General features: G+C 30.1%; 2 protein-coding genes. Both read right to left on the bottom strand.

Translation table 11 applies throughout. The annotated features are described in order from the left end of the window. On the bottom strand, positions 1-711 hold a 711-nt coding region (locus ACRC03_RS19890; protein WP_438654355.1), incomplete at its 3' end, for a FecCD family ABC transporter permease. Next, complete coding sequence (locus ACRC03_RS19885) at positions 698-1,612, bottom strand: ABC transporter substrate-binding protein (RefSeq protein WP_438654354.1); 915 nt, start codon at positions 1,610-1,612, stop codon at positions 698-700. The genes ACRC03_RS19885 and ACRC03_RS19890, both read right to left, overlap by 14 nt. Positions 1,613-1,677 lie beyond the last annotated feature (65 nt).

Genomic DNA, 1,677 nt, shown 5'->3' with positions numbered 1-1,677 from the left:
TACTGCTTTAGCTTGTTCTTCTCCAAAAGTTAGTATATCCATTTCACGAATATATTTTGAAACTCCTATCATACCAATTACCACAAAAGGTATTATAGCTTGAACATAAGAAAATCCTCTCATTGAAAAACTACCCATTTGCCAAAGTGTTATACTTTTTAAGTCTTCACTAAATACCGCTGTTAGAGTTGTAAGTAGTGCATTTACAAATAATGAAAATACCATACCTGCTAATATAATAGTATTGTTCGACATTGTTTTATCTATTTTAGATGAAAATATTATTACAGAATACACCGTTAAAAGTCCAAATAGAAATCCTACTATTGGAAGAGTAAAGTTTCCTAAAAAGGATACGTTTAATCCTAATATTATTACCAGTCCTGCACCCAGCGAGGCCCCTGAGGAAACCCCTAAAGTATAAGGAGACGCTAGTTCATTTTTAAGTACAGATTGAACTACTGCCCCACTTACTGCTAGAGATCCACCAACAAAAAATGCTAATAGAACTCTAGGTACTCTTATTGACCATATTATTGCAACATCTTTAGGTGCAATATTTTCTCTTAAAGGTATATTAAAAAGTTTATTCAATAAAATTGATATTGTATCTAATATATCAATATTGGAACTTCCTATAGAAGTCCCAATATAAAGTATGAAAAATACAACTGGTACAAATAATAAAGCTAGTTTTTTATTTTTCTCCATATTTCTCTGGATGAACAGCAACTGCTATTTCTTTTAATGCTGTTACTATATGCTGTGATGGTCTTGATGATGGATTTGTACTTATTGAATAAACTTGATTGTTTTTAACTGCATTAATATTTTCCCATCCTGGACGAGATTTTATTGATTCTACTGGCTTATCTACATAGTTAACATTTGTAAATATTATATCTGGATTAGCATCTAATACTGCTTCTTCGCTTGGATTTAGCCATCCTTCTTGGTCTTTAAATATATTTTCTCCACCTACTAATTCTATCATTTCATTTAAGAATGTTGAATTTCCAAAGCTATAAAGACTAGGCGCAGGACCTATTTCAAAGTATACTTTTTTCTTATCAGTTATAGTTTTTCCTATTTCAGCTATTTTTTCTACTTCTGATTTCATATTATTAACTATTTCTTCACCTTTAGGTTTTGTGTTAGTTATATCTGCCATAAACATAATATCATCATATATTCCTTGAATACTATTACTACTTGGTATGTAAAACACACTTACTCCTGCTTCTTTTATTACTTCAAATGGATCTTTGCTATTTCCAGTTTTATTATGTCCTGAAGCTATTATTACATCTGGCTCTAATGCTATGATTGCTTCTGCATCTGGAGCACTAAAATCTATCTTTTCTACATCTGATGGTATTCCTTTTACATCACTAGAATAAGTGTCTACAGCTACTAATTTATCAGCTAATCCTAATTCTACTAATACTTCTGTATTTGATGGTGCTGTACATATTATTCTATCCATTTTTTGAGGAAGTTCAACTTCATTACCTTCCCTATCTTTCACAACAGTTTCTTTTTTACTACATCCAATTAGTCCTATTGTTGTTATTAGAACTATAGATAATAAAACTGATAATTTTTTTCTCATAATAAATCCTCCTATATGATTTTGTTGTAACACTTTCATTATAACTGTAAGTTATAAACTTTCTA

It is taken from the genome of Romboutsia sp. (genome assembly GCF_051659545.1).
In the GTDB taxonomy this organism is placed as follows: Bacteria; Bacillota; Clostridia; order Peptostreptococcales; family Peptostreptococcaceae; genus JBOFOR01.
The sequence above is the reverse complement of the archived record's forward strand: the minus strand, read 5'-3'. Positions and strand labels throughout refer to the sequence as shown.

Excerpts from the sequence above, each read along its gene's own strand:
- ACRC03_RS19885 (WP_438654354.1), bottom strand. The coding sequence starts at position 1,612 with ATGAGAAAAAAATTATCAGTTTTATTATCTATAGTTCTAATAACAACA.